The sequence below is a fragment of the Streptomyces microflavus genome, assembly GCF_014650075.1.
Taxonomy (GTDB): domain Bacteria; phylum Actinomycetota; class Actinomycetes; order Streptomycetales; family Streptomycetaceae; genus Streptomyces; species Streptomyces microflavus.
The window spans coordinates 105625-124951 of record NZ_BMUG01000016.1 but is presented as its reverse complement, the minus strand read 5'-3'; the positions used below and the strand labels follow the sequence as shown (position 1 = coordinate 124951).

Below are 19327 nucleotides of genomic sequence, written 5' to 3'. Positions count from 1 at the left end.
TCACGGTGGGACCATCCCCGCGGGCGCGGGGAGCAGCGCGCCCGGGTCAGCCTCCGGCTGTCCGCGTGGGGACCATCCCCGCGGGCGCGGGGAGCAGAGAGCATGGGCGTCGCGGCTGCTGGGGCTCATGGGACCATCCCCGCGGGCGCGGGGAGCAGCCGGGCGCGGTGCTGACCAGACCCGGAGTGGGGGGACCATCCCCGCGGGCGCGGGGAGCAGACCGCCTGCATCGGCACCGCCCTGTCCCAGACGGGACCATCCCCGCGGGCGCGGGGAGCAGTTTCCAGCCACGCCTACAATCAGGCCTCGCACGGGACCATCCCCGCGGGCGCGGGGAGCAGGCCGTCACCACGACCGACGGCAGCATGGGCGAGGGACCATCCCCGCGGGCACGGGGAGCAGCCGGCCGTGACGGGGAGGGTCAGGTGGTCGTCGGGACCATCCCCGCGGGCGCGGGGAGCAGACTGGCTCCTCAACTTCCGCGTCACCTGGAAGAGGACCATCCCCGCGGGCGCGGGGAGCAGACCTCGGTGGTCGCGGTGATCTCGAGCGGGACGGGACCATCCCCGCGGACGCGGGGAGCAGCATCCGAGCCGGTCGGGGCCGATGGTCGCGTGGGGACCATCCCCGCGGGCGCGGGGAGCAGGACACCTACCGCGACAAGGACGGCGACCAGTGGGGACCATCCCCGCGGGCGCGGGGAGCAGCCGACCGCCCCACCCCAGCCGGGGCGCGAAGCGGGACCATCCCCGCGGGCGCGGGGAGCAGTGACATCGACCTCGCTCTGGCTTCTACTTGTCGGGACCATCCCCGCGGGCGCGGGGAGCAGTCCAGGTGCGGCCGGCGGAGTCTGCCCAGCTGGGGACCATCCCCGCGGGCGCGGGGAGCAGTGGATCGAGGCGCACTGCCCGATCCCGGACGGGGGACCATCCCCGCGGGCGCGGGGAGCAGACTGATGCTGTTGCACTCGATGGCGTGGCTGAGGGACCATCCCCGCGGGCGCGGGGAGCAGGCGTCCTGGCCCTGGAGCGTCCAGAACTCGTAGGGACCATCCCCGCGGGCGCGGGGAGCAGCACACCCGCCTGCCCCTCGGGTCGAGGCGGGTGGGACCATCCCCGCGGGCGCGGGGAGCAGCACCGCGAACGAGCCCGCGGCCGGCCGGCCGGGGGACCATCCCCGCGGGCGCGGGGAGCAGGATGCAATACCAAGGCAAGCGGCGACCACTGGAGGACCATCCCCGCGGGCGCGGGGAGCAGGCCACCAGGCGGATGGAGGCCTTGCGCGAGGAGGGACCATCCCCGCGGGCGCGGGGAGCAGATCACCGCGCTGCTTGCGGGCGCAAGCGTGCAGGGACCATCCCCGCGGGCGCGGGGAGCAGGGGGGTTGGTGCATGAGTAGAACTTACCCATAGGGACCATCCCCGCGGGCGCGGGGAGCAGGGCTGTGAGCGGGTCGAGGACCACCAGCACCGGGGACCATCCCCGCGGGCGCGGGGAGCAGAGGGCGTCATTCGCCGCCTTGCTGTTTCCGAGGGGACCATCCCCGCGGGCGCGGGGAGCAGTTTCATGCACCCTTCTCGAAGGTGAATCCCTTGGGACCATCCCCGCGGGCGCGGGGAGCAGAAACCCACCTGGTTCTTCTCGGCGTACAGCTCGGGACCATCCCCGCGGGCGCGGGGAGCAGCCTGCGCGGGGCGCGGGTCAGGCGACGACGTCGGGACCATCCCCGCGGGCGCGGGGAGCAGAGAAGGTGGAGCGGTTCTCCATCTGGGAACCGGGGACCATCCCCGCGGGCGCGGGGAGCAGACTCGTTGACCTGCGGGTTTATCTCGCGAACAGCGGATTCTCGAGTACTTTCATCGATTCCGACAGATGAGACATTTAGTCTTCTATCTTCTTCCGAAGCGGCGCCGCTTGGACGCCGCGCTCCACCCCGGCTTCGCAGTGCTGCTAGTTGAGCTCGTAGTGGTATGGGGGCGCTGGATCAGAGTGAGGCCTTCGTGGTCGGTTGGGTGCCAGGTGTGGTCGTGGGTGCGGAAGGTGAAGCCCTGCTCGTTGTTGGTCGTGTGGGCGAGGAGCGCGCGGCCTTGTCCGGCGTACTGCTGGACTTCGTCCCAGAGCACGTCTCGGATGCGGGACGAGGGGTTGCCTATGAACACGCCGGCGGAGATTTCCAGGAGCCATCGTGTGAGGAAGCCCCGGAGGCCGGGCGGGCAGTTGGTGAGGACGATAACGGTCACCAGATTGCCGCCTCGTCTTCGGTTCCGTAGTTCACTCCCGAGGAGACGTTCAGGCCTCTGTCGCTCTGGAGCGTTACTCGGTCAGTGTTCTCCGCTGGTTCGCTCGCATGCTCCGGGTTGTCAGGCAGGAGCAGGTCCTTGATGTCTCTGACGCAGCGCTCGAGGAGTCTGGTCTCGTTGATCCTGTCCCGGAGGGCTCGGCGGGTGCGTGATCCGATGTCTTCTTCACTTTCGGCCGCGACGTCGAAGGCGAGGGGGATACCGATGTCGGTTTTGTAGAGGTCGGCGATGTCCAGGACGAAGGAGAGCTCGTGTCCGGAGTGGACGAAGCCGAGGCCGGGGCTGCATCCGAGTGAGGCGACGACGGCGTGCGCGACTCCGTACATGCACTGTGCGGCGGCGGTGATCGCCTGGTTGACGGGGTCGCCGCTGGTGAAGTCACCGGGGGTGTAGTGGCGTCCGTTCCAGGGCAGGCCGGTGCGGGCGGCCTGGGCGCGGTAGCAGTTCCGTACCCGTGTGCCTTCTCTGCCGAGCAGTTCGTGGCGGGTGAGGCCGGCCGGGTCTTCGTCGGGGAACCGCAGGCGGTACATGGCCCGTGCGACGGCGATGCGGCTGCGGACGTTGGCCCACTGGGTGGCCTGTGCTTCGAGGAGGGCTGCGGATCGGCTGAGGGCGCGTCCTCCGGCGTAGTAGCGGACGCCGTGTTCGCCGACCCAGGCGACGCAGGCTCCTGTTTCTCCGAGGACGCTCATCGCCTGGTGGGTGATGCGGGTGCCGGGTCCCAGGAGGAGGGTGCCGATGGTGGCGGAGGGGATGTGGGTGGTCCCCTCGGCGTCCTCCGCGGTGATGGCGTTGGCGTCCCGGTGGATGGTGCACCGCTCCAGGTAGATGAAGGAGAGGCGTTCCGTGGTGCGGGTGAGGTGCCGGGGCGTGAGGGCGGGGCGTTTGCCGACGGTGGTCATGGCTTCAGCCGGCGGGCAGGGGTGCGAGGGTCATGAGTCCGCAGCCGTAGGCCTTGGCGCGGCCGATGCCCTGGGTCAGGGTGCGGCGCAGTGCTTGTGGATCGGTGACGGTGAGGTGGCCGTCGTAGGTGACGGTGACGACCTTTACCTGGTGGCGTGCTGATGGGGTGTCGCGGTTCTTCGCGAAGGTGAGGGTGCGTTCGTCGCGGACGGTGAGGGTGTGGAGGTCGCCGTGGTGGGGGCGGCGCTGGTGGGTGAGTCCGGCGGGCAGGAGTCGCTGGTCGTGGGGTTTGTCGTTGATGCGGAAGCCGGCTCGTTCTTGTCTCTCGGGGTTCAGGAGCCAGCCCATCTGGTGGGTGGGGGTGACGTGGGCGGTGGCTTTGGTGGGTTCGCCGTCCTTGCGCCGGATGTGGTGGACGGGGTTGGCGGTGAGGCGGAAGGCGTAGGTGTCGCCCTGGGTGATCCGGTCGAGGAAGGGCGTGTAGGGGCGGGTGTGCCAGCCGGGGGTTTGTGGGGTGTGGGCGGCGGGCCAGCCGGCCTGTTCGACGAGGTGGGTGAGGTCGGGGAGGTCGGGGCTGACGATGTAGAGGAGCACTTCGGCGCGTGCGTTGTGGTCGAGGCGCCACAGCACGCGGGCCCCTTCGGTGGTGGTGTCGGTGGGCAGGAGGTGAGGGAAGGAGGCCATGACCGCGGCGTGCAGGGACTGGGGGGAGGCGAGGAGGCGGCGGGCGCCGGGGCGTGCGGTGTTCAGGCGGAAGCGGGTCAGGTGCATCAGAGGGTGTCCTCCAGCGGACCGAACGGGTCGTGGTGCGGTACGGGCTGGCGGCGGGCAGGCTGCCGGGCGTGAGCTCGCGGGTTGGGGATGTCGACGGTTTCGCTCACGACGGTTCGCAGGGCGTGGCGGCGGTGTTCGGCGGCGTAGCTGAGGGGGTGGTCGGGCAGCGTGTCGCCGTTGCGTTCGCCGGGGTTGGCGTCGCGGAGGATCACGAGGGGGACGGTGTGGGTGGTGCGGTGGAGTTTCTGGTACCAGTGGGCGGCGTGCCAGGGTTCGTCGCGTAGAGCCCGGGTGAGGGTGGTGTCGTGGATGGCGAGTTCGACCGGGTGGGCGGGCGGGCAGGAGCGGCGGCCCAGGAACGGTGGGTAGACGGGGTTGCGCAGGGCGTTGTGGAGGGTGGCCAGAAGGGTGTGGTCGCCTTCGACGGCGGCGGTGAAGACGGCGTCGGCGAGGTAGAACCGTTCGGAGAGCGGCATTGATTTGTCGGTGATGCGGTGGTGGGCGGTCTGGAAGTCGCGGACGCGGGTGCCGGGCTGGTCGATGCGGACGCCGAAGCGCAGGGCCGCGAGTTCGGCGAGGTGGGTGTCGTCGCCGCGCTGGATGCCTTGGGCGGCGGCGAGGATGCCGATGACGCCGCTTTTGGTGGGGGCTGCTTCGGTGGTGCGGCGGGTGAAGCGGGCGGAGGCCCCCCAGGCTTGCAGGGGGCCGGCCAGCAGCAGGGTGAGGACGCTCATGCGGGCTTTTCCAGGTGGTCGGCGACGGCCTGGCCGACGTGGGAGACGAGGGCAGTCAGGTTGGTGGCCTCTTCGCCGATTCCGGTGAGCTTTGCGGTGTTCGGGCCGACCCGGAGAACCCAGGTGAGGGTGGACTCCTCGTCTCCGTAGGCGCGTTCGATGTCGGGGATGTACTCGGCCAGGCGGGCGGAGGCCTCTTTGACGTGGCCGCTGGTCTGGTCGGCCCGTACGGGTTCCTCGAACGCGGCGACGAAGCTGATGGGGCGGGTGGTGCGGAGTTTCACGATGACCGCGTCGGGCAGGGTGTGGTGCCCGAAGGTGTTGATCTTCCCGGTGGGCAGGGACGCGACGAAGCCGTGCACGAACGCCTCCACCGCCCGCCGGACCGGGGTGGTGACCGGTTCGTCCTCGCGCAGCCCTTGGCCGAGGTTGTCGGCGAGCTGGTGGACGCCGAGTGCCGCGTAGCGGTAGAGGGTGGCGGAGTTGAAGTCGACCGTCCCGATCATTCCGGCGCCCGGCTCGGCGTCGGTGTTCCGGTCGTCGACCGCGGTGTAGTAGTCGGACTCGTTCTCGACGCGGTGGACGCTGATCGCGTGGGCGACCTGGACGGCCGCGTCGACGTTGATGTCGGCGGAGTCGGCGACCATCCGCCCGAAGAGGGCGATGTCGACGGAGTGCCGGGTGTCGGCGATCTCCTTCGCCCGGGCCTTGTGCGCCTTGTCCTTGAAGTAGCCCTTGATGTCCGGTGCGCCCTCTACGCCGAGGGCGGCCAGGCTGTCGAGCTGGCGGGCGCTGAGGAACATGAGGTACTTCGACTGCGGGGGCGGCTGCTCCTCGCTGTCCTTCGCGGCGTCCGCGTTCCGTTTGGGTACTTCGATCTTCGAGCCGGTGGCGTTCTCGATCACGACGGCGGCGGTCTGCAGGGCATCGGCCCGCTCGATGGCGGGGTCGAGGGCACTGATGCGTTCGGCGAGGACCTCGGCGACCTTCTTCGTCCGTACGCCGAGCTCGCTGGGCTCCAGCAGGTGCTCGTCACTGAAGTAGGCGCGTGTGGCACGCTTCCATGCCTGGCTGGACACCCGGGCACGGGGCACACCGCCGTAGACGGCGGACTTCGGGGCACCGGTGTCGTCACGGTTGAGGTTGCTGGGCGGCACGGTCTGCAGGGCGTGCACGTCGATGTAGATGCGGGTCGTCACGAGGCGTCCTTGTCAGCGGTGTGGTCGTGGTCCGGTGCGGCGTCGTCCGGGGCACCGGTCTTGGAGGTGTTCTGCGGTCCGCGGTAGGCGTGGAAGGAGCGGCCCCAGGCGCGGCGGACGGTGTCCCGGCCGCCGGGGGCCTGCCACTGGTAGAGCTGCGCCGCGAGGAGCGCGTAGTCGAGGGGGATGTCCTGCTGGCGCAGCAGCAGCACGATGTCGCGCAGGCGTTGGGCCAGTTGCGGGAGGTCGGGTGCGGTGCCGGCCCTCACGAGGCGTTTGCGGACGGGTTCGGCGATCTCGCCGGGCGGCATCAGCTGGCGTACCGCTGCTCCGAGTCCGCGGTGGGCGGGGGGTCGGCCGCTTTGGTGCATGCCCTGGCCGCGGGACTGCTGGTGCAGGGCCCACAGGGTCAGCGCGGTGTGTACCGCGTCCTCGGCGTGCGTGAGTTCGCCTTCGGTGAGGGGCCTGCCGCCGTCCTTCGGCCGGTCGTGGAGGGGACCGATGTCGACCAGGCCCCACAGGTCGGGGACCTGGGAGGTGTCCTTGCCCGCCCCCCGGCGCAGGCGGGCCAGGGCGGCGACGGCGTGCGACCGGTCGGCGAGCAGGTCCCGCTGCAACGGGCCGATGAGGTCCTCGGTGGCTTCTTGTACGCGTTGCCGGGCGGTCAGAGGGGTGACGGTGGTGGTCATGCGGGCACCTTCGGGGTGAGGTCTTCGGAGGGCGGTGCGGCGCCACCGCCTGCCGTCGCGGCACAGGCCTGCGGGGTGCCGAGGGTTTTGGCGAGGCGGGCACGGAACCAGGATTCGGCCAAGGCGGAGTTGAGCCACTGGGATCCCTGTTTGGCGGGCACGGTCCGCCCGGTCCAGGCGGCCTCCCCGGCCGCGGCCAGGAGCCGGGCACCCAGCTGCTCAACGGTGCGGCGGACCTGTTCTTTCCATTCCTCCCGCGCCAGGTAGGGGTCCTGGGCGTCGGCGAGGGCGGCGAGCCACGCACGGTAGGGGCCGTCCAGGGCACCGAACCCCTGATCGCGGGCCGTGGCACGGGGTCCGTCGGACTCAGCACCGGCCGCGCGGGCCAGATCCGTGGCCAGGTCACCGAAAGCGGTGACCGCGCCCTCCGCGTCAGCGACCGCGTCGATGGCCTGTGTCCCGTACGCCCGGTCCCGGTCGTGGAGCAGCACCACGCCCATGGCCAGCCGGTCGTCAGCGATCTCGTCGATCACGGACTGCTGCGTCCCGTACACCGCGCCGATCACCCGGGTCCGGATCAGGAAGCTGCGCTCCAGTACCCCTTCGGTGGTCAGGCGGGAGACCCACTCCAGGACTCCTGGCCGCAGGAACGGGGCGGCCTCCGCCCCCTGTGAGGATTCGGTGCGGCCGGAGATCAGCGAGGCGAGGCCCCGCCATGCCGCCCGCGCCGGATCGTGCTCGCGGGGCAGGTACACCAGCGGTTCGCCGCGCTTCTTCTCCTGGGCCGGGCTCCGCCGCCAGGCGGTCATCGGCTCACGGGTGTGGAGGTTGTGGGCGCCGAGGGGGTCGCCGTAGCCGAGGACGACACCGTGCACACCGTTGTGGTCGAAGTGCAGCCGCAGACGCCGTGACTGCCAGGTGTACAGGTCGCGGACCCCGCTCGGCTGCCGGCCGTCCAGGACGCCGGGCCCGTCGGGGTCCCGCCGCCATGCGGGCCGGTCACCGGAGTCGAAACGCAGGCCGTTCGTGTCCGCGGCGACCAGGTTCAGCAGAAGCGTCTCGCGCAGCGTATGGCCCTCGGCGAACACACCGCCCAGGTTTCCCGACCAGCCGACCCCGAGCGGGTAGACCTTGCCGCCCTTGACCCGGTCATCCCCTTCGGTGCCGCTCTTGATACCGGAGGTGTCGAAGGCGTGGGCGTGCACGACCCATCTGGCTGCTTCGGCGAATCCGAGACGGTCCACCCCGGGCATCCGTGAGGTGAAGAACGGCTCCCCGTTCGGGACATCCGCGACGATCCGGTTGAGGGACGCCACCTCGCCCTTGCCCGTCCGCAGACCCGCGACCTGGAAGAACGGGGCTGTGACGTCCAGCAGGTCCAGCCGGTGCCGGTGTTCGGTCACGTAGGCGTCGACGGGAGCGAAACACTCCTCGTCGTCCCACAGATCCGCCCAGTGATCGATGTCCCGGGGGCCCTCCAGCGCATCGTGGGCGATGGCCAGGAGCAGCCGCAGAAGGGCGAACTCCTGGGTGGGCAGGTCTCCCACCAGCCGCCGCACCCTCCCGGCCTCGGCGAACACCGTGCGCAGCGACATCTCTTCCTGCACGCCGTCGCAGCGCAGGACTCCGATCCACGGGCGGCTGGTCAGGTCGAACGATAACGGGCCGCTGCCGGCCGTTCCCGATGGTGTTTCAGACACGGGTCACCTCAAGTCCATCACTTTCGCTGTACTGGAGGCTGAAGCCTGCCAGTTGGGTCTGACAATCGGCGTCGAGAACGAGAATCAGCTGCCCGGCCAGCCAGTGGCTGTCCTTGGACTGCCACGCCGGGACGAAGAACTTCTCCAGCTCGGCGATCGCCCGGTCCATCACCTCGGGCGCCGAGAACTGCACCGGAAGCCGAAGTCCGCTACTCGCCGCAGCCCGCGCCGCCGCAGGGGACGGGCACCGGTCCACAGGCAGGTCGAGGCCGCCACGCACGCGCCCCCGGCCGTCTTTCGCCAGCCAGGGCAGCGTGACCAGCCGCCCGTCCGCCAGCCGCTGCACAACGAGAACTTCCAGCGTCTCCTGGCTGTCACGGACCTGAGCCCGCCCGGCCCGCGTATCGTCGGCGTCCCCGCCCCCGCCGGACACCCAGCCGATCAGCGGCCGCCCCGCCCGCCCAGCCGCATCAATCCGGAACCGGCCGGCCCGCTCCGCCTGATCCGCCCGGTGCTTCTCATGCCGTCCCCGAGCCTGGGCCCATTCCTCTTCCCACCCACCGGGCACCTGGGACGGCTCCCCGTACGCCGCCTGCACCAGCACACTGATGTCCTGCGGCAGACCCACCGGACGCCCGCCCCTCTCCAGGTGCGGGCGCAGCACGGCGAGCGACCGCAGCAGGCTGTACTGCCCGTACACCGCGACAGAACCCCGCACCGGCACAGGCACAGCACCGGCCCAGTCCACCCCCGTCACCAGGCACCGCGCCACCCGCATCCCCGCCGGCCGCAGGAGCTGGCCGGCACCGCGCTGGTGGCGGTGCAGGCGGCCCATACGCTGCAGCAGCAGGTCAACAGGACACAGATCGCTCACCAGAAGATCGAAGTCCACATCCAAGGACTGCTCGGCGACCTGACTGGCCACCACGATGTGCGGCCCCACCGGCCGTACACCACCCGACCTCCCGGGCGGCCCGAACCGGTCGAGCAGCCCGGCATCATTCATCGCCCGGTCCACATCGACGAACCGGGAATGCGCAACCGTCACCTGCCCCTTGCCGAAACGCGCACGAAGGACCTTCGCGGTATCCAGGACACGCTGCACCGTGTTACGGACCACCAGCACACATCCGCCGTCGACGAGCTCCGAACCAAGCCGTTCCGCAAGCACTTCCAGCTCGTCGCCCAACGGCTCCACAACCACCCGCCCACCCCGCCCCGACACCGCCGGACACTCGATCACCGGGGCCCGCCCGGGCGCCACACACGTCACCAGCGGGTACCTCGTGGCCCCCTCCACCTCACTGAAACCCAACGCCTCAGGGCCGGCACCTGCGTAAGCGGCCGCCATCTCACGGCGCCGAGCGGCCGGCAGCGTCGCAGACAGCACCACCACCGGCACGCCGTACGCCCCCAGCCACTCCAGAACCCGGTCCAGATAGACGCTCATATACGTGTCGTAAGCGTGCGCCTCATCAATCACCACGACCTTGCCCGCCACCGCGAGATGACGCAGCGCCAGATGACGGCTCTTGAGCCCCGCGAACAGCAACTGGTCCACCGTGCCCGTGACGAACGAGGACAGCAACGCCTTCTTCCGCCCCCGCAGCCACGCGTGCGCCACCAGCACAGCCGGCGCCACCCGACCCGCATCCGCAGGGCGCCACGGGGAAACATCCTCATCGACATCGACCGCGACGATCGGCTGCCGACTGTCCCGCAGCAACTCGGCGAAGTCATCGTTCAGCGCAGCCTTCGAGTGCGCCAGCAACACAGACAGCCGCGCCCCACCCTCGGCCGGCAGCCTCTCCAGCCAGTCCAGCAGCCGCGGAAACATGGCATTGCCCGTCGCCATCGTCGGCAGCGCGAAAAGCATTCCACCCGCCCCGGAACGCGCCGCGAAAACCTCCGCCACCGCCAGCGCCGCCTCGGTCTTCCCCTCCCCCATCGGAGCCTCGATCAGCATCAGCCCCGGCGCCGGCATGGAATGCGCCAACCGGACCGCGGCCTCCTGCACCGGTCGCACCACCGCCCCACCAGGAAGATCGAACCGGGCTGCGAACAACTCCCCCGCATCCACCGGCGGCAGCGACGGCTCCCAGCGCGGCGGCAGACTCAGCCCACGCCACGCTGCCGCCACCCGCTCCTCACCAGAACGCGGCACCTCCTGCGGAAAATACGGAAACAGCTCCGGATTACTCGCGATCCAGTCCGCCACGATCACCACAGCGCTCAACAGCACCTGCACCGGCTGCGGCAACCGCACCGAACGCCACACACCCAGCCGCTCCCCCACGCCGAACTCCTCCGCACACCCGTCGAGAAGCTCCTCCTGGACCCGCCGCCACACCCCCTGGCTCGGCCCCGGCGTACGCAGCAGATGCGGACGGTCATACAACGCCTTGATCTGCCCATGCTCCGGCGGCACACCATGATGACCACCCACCACCACCGCAAACTGACCCGACTGCCTCCCCGACCAGCCGTGCCGCTCCTCCAGCCACTCCCCCAGCAGCAACTGCCCCGCCAGACCGTGCGGAGCGAGCTTCCGATCCGGGCCGAACTGCTTCTGCGTCCGCATCTCCAAGCCCACATCCCGCATGCGGTCAGCCAGCTGATCAACCTGACACGCGAACGCCGGCGTCGCCTTCCCGATGTCATGCACACCAGCCAGCCACACCACCAGCCGCCGCCCGTCCTCCAGCCCACCGGGCAGCGACGCCCCGATCACACCCCGAACCCGCCCCGGCAGCCACTCATCCCACAGCAGCCCCGCCACAGCAGCGCTGTCCTCCAGATGCCGCCACAACGGCAGCCAGCCCTCGGCATCCCGGTCATGCTTCGCCCACACCCGCCGAACAGCACCCCGCAGCCGCCCCCCGAGACCTAACCGGCCCCCACCCTCATCAGCCATGTCAGATAAATACAGGCAAACAACCGAACAACACGCCCTGATCAGAAAATCTGATGCCATTCCGCCGACCACCACGTGTCGGCCGATGTCCGACCGTAAGATGCGCCACCACCATCTGCGACTTGACACAGCAAGCAGCCAGAAAGGCGCAATGGGCGATATGCCGGAATCAATGAAAGTGCTCGAGAATCGCACCCTCCCTCTGTAACGCTGCAGGTCAGGAAGACTGCTCCCCGCGCACGCGGGGATGGTCCCTAGTTCTGCGGTTCGCTGAGACGATTAAGACACTGCTCCCCGCGCACGCGGGGATGGTCCCGGCCGAGACCTCGAACAGCTCCCACCCTTCAGGGGTGCCCTGCTCCCCGCGCACGCGGGGATGGTCCCACCGCGGGGGACCTGAGCCCGCGCGACCCGTCCTGCTCCCCGCGCACGCGGGGATGGTCCCTCGGCGGAGCCCTCAGCCTCATCGGCGGCGGGCTGCTCCCCGCGCACGCGGGGATGGTCCCTCCAACACCGGCGGCGCCGGATGGATCGTCGACTGCTCCCCGCGCACGCGGGGATGGTCCCCCACGCTGGCCGTGGTGGGCGACACTCTGTGCCTGCTCCCCGCGCACGCGGGGATGGTCCCTCGTCCAGGCTCGCGATGTCGGTGTACGTGCTCTGCTCCCCGCGCACGCGGGGATGGTCCCCTCCCGATCCAGGCGACCCTCACCAAGGGCGGCTGCTCCCCGCGCACGCGGGGATGGTCCCAACGCGCCGGGCGGGGGAGGGCGGCCGCCGACCTGCTCCCCGCGCACGCGGGGATGGTCCCATCCTGCTCACGGCCGGTGCACAGGAGTGGGCCTGCTCCCCGCGCACGCGGGGATGGTCCCGCCCTGACCAGCGGACGCCCCCTGTTTCCCCGCTGCTCCCCGCGCACGCGGGGATGGTCCCCGTCCGGCAGCTCGGCGCAGCGCCCGCTTGCGCTGCTCCCCGCGCACGCGGGGATGGTCCCCAGAAACCGGCACGAACATTGCCGATTCCCTACTGCTCCCCGCGCACGCGGGGATGGTCCCGCGCTGGTGTGGCTCATGTCGGGTCCCTTCGTCTGCTCCCCGCGCACGCGGGGATGGTCCCCCCCACGGCGGCGGCGGTCAGTCCGGACAGGACCTGCTCCCCGTGCACGCGGGGATGGTCCCGAAGACGGACCGGTAAGCGCATCAATTTCCTGCTGCTCCCCGTGCACGCGGGGATGGTCCCCGGGCCATCGGCCGGGAGATCGGCCGCAATGACTGCTCCCCGTGCAGGCGGGGATGGTCCCGCGGCTGCGAGCCGTCCTTTTTCCCGGTGACTCTGCTCCCCGTGCACGCGGGGATGGTCCCCTGATCGCCCAGGGCATCCTCACCTCGGCCTCCTGCTCCCCGTGCACGCGGGGATGGTCCCTGGGCCGCCAGTTCCAGATCGAGGTGCAGGCCCTGCTCCCCGTGCACGCGGGGATGGTCCCTTGAAGGGGTTCGTGGGCGCCCCGAACGGGCCCTGCTCCCCGTGCACGCGGGGATGGTCCCACCGGACACGTCCAGGTCCTCGCGCCCGTTCTCTGCTCCCCGTGCACGCGGGGATGGTCCCTCGGAGAGCGATCCCGAAGTCCGCTCCGTGCACTGCTCCCCGTGCACGCGGGGATGGTCCCAAGGCCGAGGTCGACGGCAACGCCCACTTCTACTGCTCCCCGTGCACGCGGGGATGGTCCCACGTCCGACCCGTACACCCGCGTTCGTGAGGTCTGCTCCCCGTGCACGCGGGGATGGTCCCGAGATCGAGGCGATCCCCCCGGGCCTGAACCTCTGCTCCCCGCGCACGCGGGGATGGTCCCCTGGCGGTCAGCGCCCTCGTATTCCTGTGCTCCTGCTCCCCGCGCACGCGGGGATGGTCCCCCCGGGGGTCCGTCGTGTTCGTCCCGTCGCATCTGCTCCCCGCGCACGCGGGGATGGTCCCTATGAGGGTGTGCCACCCATGCTGCTCCCCGCGCACGCGGGGATGATCGCCGGCCCAGGGACGACGTCATCTTGTCGACGTCCTGCTCCCCGCGCGTGCGGGGATGGTCCCGTCTGCTCGCTGCTCGCCGCCACGCTGGCGGCCTGCTCCCCGCGCATGCGGGGATGGTCTCTCCGTAAGCTCCATCGTGGTCGTACTCATCCCTGCTCCCCGCGCGTGCGGGGATGGTCCCCTCGACGTAGCAGTCGTCGACACCGACGACAACTGCTCCCCGCGCGTGCGGGGATGGTCCCACCGGATGGCGGCATTACATCGACCCGGCCGGCTGCTCCCCGCGCGTGCGGGGATGGTCCCTATCCAATCCACAACGTTGGATCTCCCAATCTCTGCTCCCCGCGCGTGCGGGGATGGTCCCGCCGGAGCCTGATCGCGCTGCGCCCCTTGTGGCTGCTCCCCGCGCGTGCGGGGATGGTCCCAGCAGCGACGGGACAAACGTGAGGATCTCCCCCTGCTCCCCGCGCGTGCGGGGATGGTCCCGGGCAGGGCCGAGGGGAGCCGGACAGCCCGTACTGCTCCCCGCGCGTGCGGGGATGGTCCCTACCGCATCGAGACGAAGGGCGAGGACGAGCACTGCTCCCCGCGCTCGCGGGGAGGGTCCTCCCCCAGTCCTTCATCTTCACGTTGAGGATGTCTGCTCCCCGCGCCTGCGGGGATGGTCCCCTGACGGTGATCGTCGAGACGAAGAAGGCAGACTGCTCCCCGCGCCCGCGGGGATGGTCCCTGGTTCTTCGACACTGCACGGGCGGCCGTCCGCTGCTCACTGCCGCGCGCGGGGGTGGTTCTTGACAGCGGCTTACCTCGCGTGGAGAACACCCGGGGTCGGCTGAGCTGGGCGTTCGTATTCGGGTGCTCTCCGGGCGGGTGGAGGCGATCCGGTGATGCCGTGGAGTCAATGACCCCATAGCGGTGTTCTCCGCGCGGGGCGGAGCCGAGCCGACACCTTGCTGGCCCCGGGCGCCGCGTCAGCGACTTGGGCCGGGTTCGTTGTCTACCGGGACGCGGTGCCAACTGCTGCCTCATCATGGGGGCATGCAGCAGCTCGAGGCGCAGGAAGTTTCCCTGCACAAGGTGTTCAGCAGCGACTACGACTTCAGGATTCCGGACTACCAGCGGCCTTACGCGTGGGATGTCGAGCAGGCGGTCCAGTTGCTCACGGATCTGGAGGAGTCGCTTGAACGGGGCACGGGCGAGCCGTACTTCCTTGGCTCGGTCGTCCTGGTCAAGGCGAAAGGCGATGCACCGGCAGAGGTTATTGACGGGCAGCAGCGCCTCACTACGCTGACCATCCTGTTTGCCCTCCTGCGTGACCTGACGGAGGACGTTGATCTACGCAGCGATCTCGACAGGCTTGTCACGGAGCCCGGCAACAAGGTCCGGCGGCTCGCTCCCAAGCCCAGGCTCACCCTGCGTATGCGCGACGCGGGCTTCTTCCAGCAGTACATCCAGACGAGGGAAGGCACCGAGGCACTGCGGAGCCTGAAGGAGGGGTCCCTGCCTACGGACGCGCAGAAGGCCGTGCTGCGCAATGCGGCCGCACTGCACGCGATACTCGTGGAATGGTCCGAGGCTCGCCGCCTGGACCTTGTGCAGATGCTGGGGGAGCGTACCTTCCTGGTCGTGGTTAGCACCCCTGACCTTGACAGCGCCCACCGGATTTTTAGCGTGATGAACTCTCGGGGCATGGACCTGTCACCGACGGACATTTTCAAGTCGCACATCATCGGGGCTCTGGACGAGGTCGCTTCGGAGCAGTGTGCCCGCAAGTGGGAGGACGCCGAGGAGGCTCTGGGCCGGGATGACTTCGCTGATCTTTTCCTCCACCTGCGCATGGTGTTCGCCATGAAGCGGGCGGAGCGGGAACTGCTCAAGGAGTTTCCCGAGCAGGTCCTCAGTCGCTATTTGCCGGGCAAGGCCGAGGCATTCGTCACCGAGGTCGTGGTGCCGTATGCGGATGCCTACGTGCAGATTCGTGATGCCCGCTACACGGCGGCCTCAGGAGCCGAGCAGGTCAACGCCTGGTTCAAACGACTCCAGCAGATCGACAACAACGACTGGCGGCCTGCGGCTCTGTGGGCACTGCGCACCCATGGCCACGATCCCGCCTGGCTCGACAGGTTCTTCGGCGCGCTGGAGCGACTCGCGGCCAGTATGTTCATTCGCCGGGTCTACACCACTCCTCGCGTCACACGCTACGCGGACCTGCTGCGGGAGCTCGACGCCGGCAAGGGCCTGGATGCTCCGTCCTTCGCTTTGACGGATGAGGAGAGGACCGAGACTCTTGCCCGTCTGGAAGGTGACATCTACCTCGTCACCAGGACTCGTAAGTACATTCTGCTTCGCCTGGACGAGATGCTTGCCGGAAAGCCCGGAGTCTCGTACGACCACGCGTTGATCACCGTCGAGCACGTATTGCCGCAGAACCCGAAGGCCGGGGCGCGGTGGCTACGTGATTTCACCGAGAAGCAACGCGGACAGTGGACGCACCGGTTGGGCAACCTCGTTCTGCTGAACCGAACGAAGAACGCCTATGCCCAGAACTACGACTTCACGGAGAAGAAGACCAAGTACTTCACCGGCAGGCACGGCGTCTCAACGTTCGCGCTGACCAGTCAGGTCCTTCAGCATGAGACGTGGGTGCCGGAGCTGCTACAGAAGCGACAATTGCGACTCGTGGGCCTGCTGGCCGATGAATGGGATCTGTAAGAACCGGCGAGACCATGGAAAGCGTTCTTCCTCTGTAGCGAGAGTGTGACTGGCAGCTTGACCGATATGCCGGATTCGGTGAAAGTGCTTGAGAATCGCGCTCTCCCTCTGTAACGCTGCAGGTCAGGAAGTCTGCTCCCCGCGCGTGCGGGGATGGTCCCAACGCCAACAGGGGGGTTGAGAGGGGCGGGGGCTGCTCCCCGCGCGTGCGGGGATGGTCCCTTGTTCCGGGGGAAGTGCCTCAGCGTGTTGGTCTGCTCCCCGCGCGTGCGGGGATGGTCCCGAATCGACCTCGACGACGAAGAGATGCCGGAGCTGCTCCCCGCGCGTGCGGGGATGGTCCCGACCAGCCGACGATCTGGAACCCGGCCGACTACTGCTCCCCGCGCGTGCGGGGATGGTCCCCAGCCGCCCGGCCTCTGCGAAGCGATGGACACCTGCTCCCCGCGCGTGCGGGGATGGTCCCGCCCGGCTGCGCCGACACCTCCCGGCCCGGCCCTGCTCCCCGCGCGTGCGGGGATGGTCCCCGGCGCGCGGAACGGGCCTGCCCCTGGACTGCCTGCTCCCCGCGCGTGCGGGGATGGTCCGGGACCATGGAGTTGCGGCCCCGGCCGCGCTTCTGCTCCCCGCGCGTGCGGGGATGGTCCCGCGCACAGAACCACGTGCGGACCGGGCCTTTTCTGCTCCCCGCGCGTGCGGGGATGGTCCCGGTCTTCCAGGTGAGCGTGATCTCCGTGGCGCCTGCTCCCCGCGCGTGCGGGGATGGTCCCCCGGGACAGGCGGGGGGATCAGCGACGGTGGCCTGCTCCCCGCGCGTGCGGGGATGGTCCCCGGCTAACCAGCGCGGAACACACGAACGTCCACTGCTCCCCGCGCGTGCGGGGATGGTCCCGAACGTGACGACCGTGAACACCGTCCTTGCCTCTGCTCCCCGCGCGTGCGGGGATGGTCCCGATGACCGCACTCCCCGACGGGTACTACGCCCCTGCTCCCCGCGCGTGCGGGGATGGTCCCGAGGAGCTGAAGAAGGTGAAGCCCACGGCTCCCTGCTCCCCGCGCGTGCGGGGATGGCCCTCCGTTCGAGTCATCCGCCGGCTCAAGAAGCTGCTGCTCCCCGCGCGTGCGGGGATGGTCCCGGGATGCCCCAGCCGGTCGAGCTGGTCGGCTTCTGCTCCCCGCCCGTGCGGGGATGGTCCCCAGCCGCTCGCGGTCGGGGACCTCGGCGGCATCTGCTCCCCGCGCGTGCGGGGATGGTCCCGACACCGAGGTCGCGGTCCTGTGCGACCAGGTCTGCTCCCCGCGCGTGCGGGGATGATCCCGCGACCCCGTCCGTCGCGGACATCCGATCCGTCTGCTCCCCCTGCACGCGGGGATGATCCCGAGTACGCGGTACTGGGGGCCATGGCTGACCACTGCTCCCCGTGCACGCGGGGATGATCCCACCACCCGCGCCGCTGGCCTGGCGCTCGTCGGCTGCTCCCCGTGCACGCGGGGATGGTCCCGCGAATGCAGCGTCCACGATGGTGCTGACCGTCTGCTCCCCGCGCGTGCGGGATGCCCGACATCGCCGGCGAGTTCGGCCGCCAAGCCCTCGATTCCTGTGGGCCCATCGTTGGTATTGACGGGACTACAGACGGAACAGCGGAAGGGTGTGACTGACAGCTTGACCGCTATGCCGGATTCGGTGAAAGTGCTTGAGAATCGCACCCTCCCTCCATAACGCTGCAGGTCAGGAAGCTGCTCCCCGCGCGTGCGGGGATGGTCCCTCCTTGAGGCGTGGCTCGGCTCGAAGAAGACCCTGCTCCCCGCGCGTGCGGGGATGGTCCCGTCGGCTCGGGCACGGCCACCTCCCACAGGCCGTGCTTCCCGTGCACGGCACGCGGGCATGGTCCCGAACTCCGACCCGGCGAGCCCGTGGTTGGCGAGTGCTCCCCGCGCGTGCGGGGATAGTCCCTGCATGTTCGGCACACCACTTCTGACCTGCGGACTGCTCCCCGTGCACGCTGGGATGGTCCCAGGCGCAGCTGGCGGCCGCCGACCATGTCCTCCTGCTCTCCGTGCACGCGGGGATAGTCCGGGTGAGCAGTCCGGCAGGCCCGCAGCGTCAACTGCTCCCAACGGACGCGGGCATGGTCCCCGCCTGCTGCCCGCCCCCATCTCACCGATGGACTGCGTCGGGCCCGTGGGGACGGTCTCAGCGACGTCGCGTCCTTCAGTCGGCGACCTCGCTGCCCTGAGGGCCCCCGGGGATAGTCTCGACGGGACGTACAGCTGCGAAGAGCGGAGAACGGTGCTGAAAGTATGGCCGGTATGTCGCATTCGGTGAAAGTGCTCGAGAATCGCGCTTTCCTCTGTAACGCTGCAGGTCAGGAAGTCTGCTCCCCGCACACGCGGGGATGGTCCCAAGGCCTGGTCGTGGGGCAGCTGGACGAGGCTCTGCTCCCCGCACACGCGGGGATGGTCCCACTGGGATGGGTCCGGCCTTGCCGAGCCCCGCCTGCTCCCCGCACACGCGGGGATGGTCCCACCCGAAAGCTGGACCGCGAGATCGCGGCGGCCTGCTCCCCGCACACGCGGGGATGGTCCCTCGGCTGACGAGGCGTCTCCGATGCGCGTCCGCTGCTCCCCGCACACGCGGGGATGGTCCGGCCCTGATCCGGACTCCACTCCGGGTCGGGGCCTGCTCCCCGCACACGCGGGGATGGTCCCTGCCGCCGCGATCACGGCGATCCGCCCCTAGGCTGCTCCCCGCACACGCGGGGATGGTCCCATGACGGCCCCCTGCCCACTCTGTGAGCTGATCTGCTCCCCGCACACGCGGGGATGGTCCCGTGGGCCACTCCTGGGAGAAGGGCGACTGGACCTGCTCCCCGCACACGCGGGGATGGTCCCGTGGGCCACTCCTGGGAGAAGGGCGACTGGACCTGCTCCCCGTGCACGCGGGGATGGTCCGGAAAAGCCCCCATGCTTCACAAACATGGCGAGCTGCTCCCCGTGCACGCGGGGATGGTCCCATCTTCAGGTCCAGGCCGGAGAACGGGCCGATCTGCTCCCCGTGCACGCGGGGATGGTCCCCCGATCCTGACGCAGCCCTACGTCTACCTCGGCTGCTCCCCGTGCACGCGGGGATGGTCCCGAGCGGGACATGGGCGCCATGTACGGGGTGGCCTGCTCCCCGTGCACGCGGGGATGGTCCCGCCGAGTTCGCCCTGGTTCCTGGCCGGCGTCACTGCTCCCCGCGCGTGCGGGGATAGTCCCGGTGCGCCGCAGCTCGCGAAGTCGCTCGCGAACTGCTCCCCGCGCGTGCGGGGATGGTCCCGTCGGCTCGGGCACGGCCACCTCCCACAGGCCGTGCTTCCCGTGCACGCGGGGATGGTCCCC

At 70.0% G+C, this 19327-nt stretch carries 9 protein-coding genes and 3 CRISPR repeat arrays (1 of these 12 cut by a window edge); of the genes, 1 reads left to right on the top strand and 8 read right to left on the bottom strand.

The window, feature by feature from the left end:
- Positions 1-1805: direct repeats of the CRISPR family, unit length 29 nt; unit sequence GGGACCATCCCCGCGGGCGCGGGGAGCAG; it reaches 237 nt to the left of the window's first position.
- An 83-nt stretch (positions 1806-1888) separates the two neighbouring features.
- Genes cas2e through cas3 form a run of 8 tightly spaced genes read right to left on the bottom strand, consistent with a single transcriptional unit; the run spans position 1889 to position 11149 of the window.
- Complete coding sequence (gene cas2e / locus IE264_RS34520) at positions 1889-2239, bottom strand: type I-E CRISPR-associated endoribonuclease Cas2e (RefSeq protein ID WP_190167840.1); 351 nt, start codon at positions 2237-2239, stop codon at positions 1889-1891.
- Complete coding sequence (gene cas1e / locus IE264_RS34515; protein ID WP_190167839.1) at positions 2236-3201, bottom strand: type I-E CRISPR-associated endonuclease Cas1e; 966 nt, start codon at positions 3199-3201, stop codon at positions 2236-2238. The genes cas2e and cas1e overlap by 4 nt, the downstream gene beginning before the upstream one ends.
- Positions 3202-3205: 4 nt before the next feature.
- Complete coding sequence (gene cas6e / locus IE264_RS34510) at positions 3206-3973, bottom strand: type I-E CRISPR-associated protein Cas6/Cse3/CasE (RefSeq protein ID WP_190167838.1); 768 nt, start codon at positions 3971-3973, stop codon at positions 3206-3208.
- On the bottom strand, positions 3973-4710 hold the full coding sequence (gene cas5e, locus IE264_RS34505; RefSeq protein WP_190167837.1) for a type I-E CRISPR-associated protein Cas5/CasD: 738 nt from the start codon (positions 4708-4710) through the stop codon (positions 3973-3975). The genes cas6e and cas5e overlap by 1 nt, the downstream gene beginning before the upstream one ends.
- The gene (cas7e, locus tag IE264_RS34500) at positions 4707-5909 is read right to left on the bottom strand and encodes a type I-E CRISPR-associated protein Cas7/Cse4/CasC (RefSeq protein WP_190167836.1); all 1203 of its coding nucleotides are present in this window, start codon (positions 5907-5909) and stop codon (positions 4707-4709) included. Before cas7e ends, cas5e begins: the two co-directional genes overlap by 4 nt.
- On the bottom strand, positions 5906-6598 hold the full coding sequence (gene casB / locus IE264_RS34495) for a type I-E CRISPR-associated protein Cse2/CasB (protein ID WP_190167835.1): 693 nt from the start codon (positions 6596-6598) through the stop codon (positions 5906-5908). Before casB ends, cas7e begins: the two co-directional genes overlap by 4 nt.
- On the bottom strand, positions 6595-8298 hold the full coding sequence (casA, locus tag IE264_RS34490) for a type I-E CRISPR-associated protein Cse1/CasA (protein ID WP_190167834.1): 1704 nt from the start codon (positions 8296-8298) through the stop codon (positions 6595-6597). Before casA ends, casB begins: the two co-directional genes overlap by 4 nt.
- Positions 8291-11149, bottom strand: a complete 2859-nt coding sequence (gene cas3 / locus IE264_RS34485) for a CRISPR-associated helicase Cas3' (protein WP_319647354.1) — start codon at positions 11147-11149, stop codon at positions 8291-8293. The genes casA and cas3 overlap by 8 nt, the downstream gene beginning before the upstream one ends.
- A gap of 289 nt (positions 11150-11438) precedes the next feature.
- Positions 11439-13964: a CRISPR direct-repeat array (repeat unit 29 nt; unit sequence CTGCTCCCCGCGCGTGCGGGGATGGTCCC).
- A gap of 308 nt (positions 13965-14272) precedes the next feature.
- Between cas3 and IE264_RS34480 the strand changes: the two genes are divergently transcribed.
- Entirely contained in the window at positions 14273-15946 is a 1674-nt protein-coding gene (locus tag IE264_RS34480) for a DUF262 domain-containing protein (protein ID WP_190167832.1), read from the top strand.
- 132 nt (positions 15947-16078) lie between these two features.
- Positions 16079-17448: direct repeats of the CRISPR family, unit length 29 nt; unit sequence CTGCTCCCCGCGCGTGCGGGGATGGTCCC.
- Positions 17449-19327 lie beyond the last annotated feature (1879 nt).

Bases quoted from the DNA above. Each gene is read 5' to 3' on its own strand.
- cas6e (WP_190167838.1), bottom strand. From the start codon at position 3,973: ATGCACCTGACCCGCTTCCGCCTGAACACCGCACGCCCCGGCGCCCGC.
- cas1e (WP_190167839.1), bottom strand. From the start codon at position 3,201: ATGACCACCGTCGGCAAACGCCCCGCCCTCACGCCCCGGCACCTCACC.
- casB (WP_190167835.1), bottom strand. From the start codon at position 6,598: ATGACCACCACCGTCACCCCTCTGACCGCCCGGCAACGCGTACAAGAA.
- cas5e (WP_190167837.1), bottom strand. From the start codon at position 4,710: ATGAGCGTCCTCACCCTGCTGCTGGCCGGCCCCCTGCAAGCCTGGGGG.
- IE264_RS34480 (WP_190167832.1), top strand. From the start codon at position 14,273: ATGCAGCAGCTCGAGGCGCAGGAAGTTTCCCTGCACAAGGTGTTCAGC.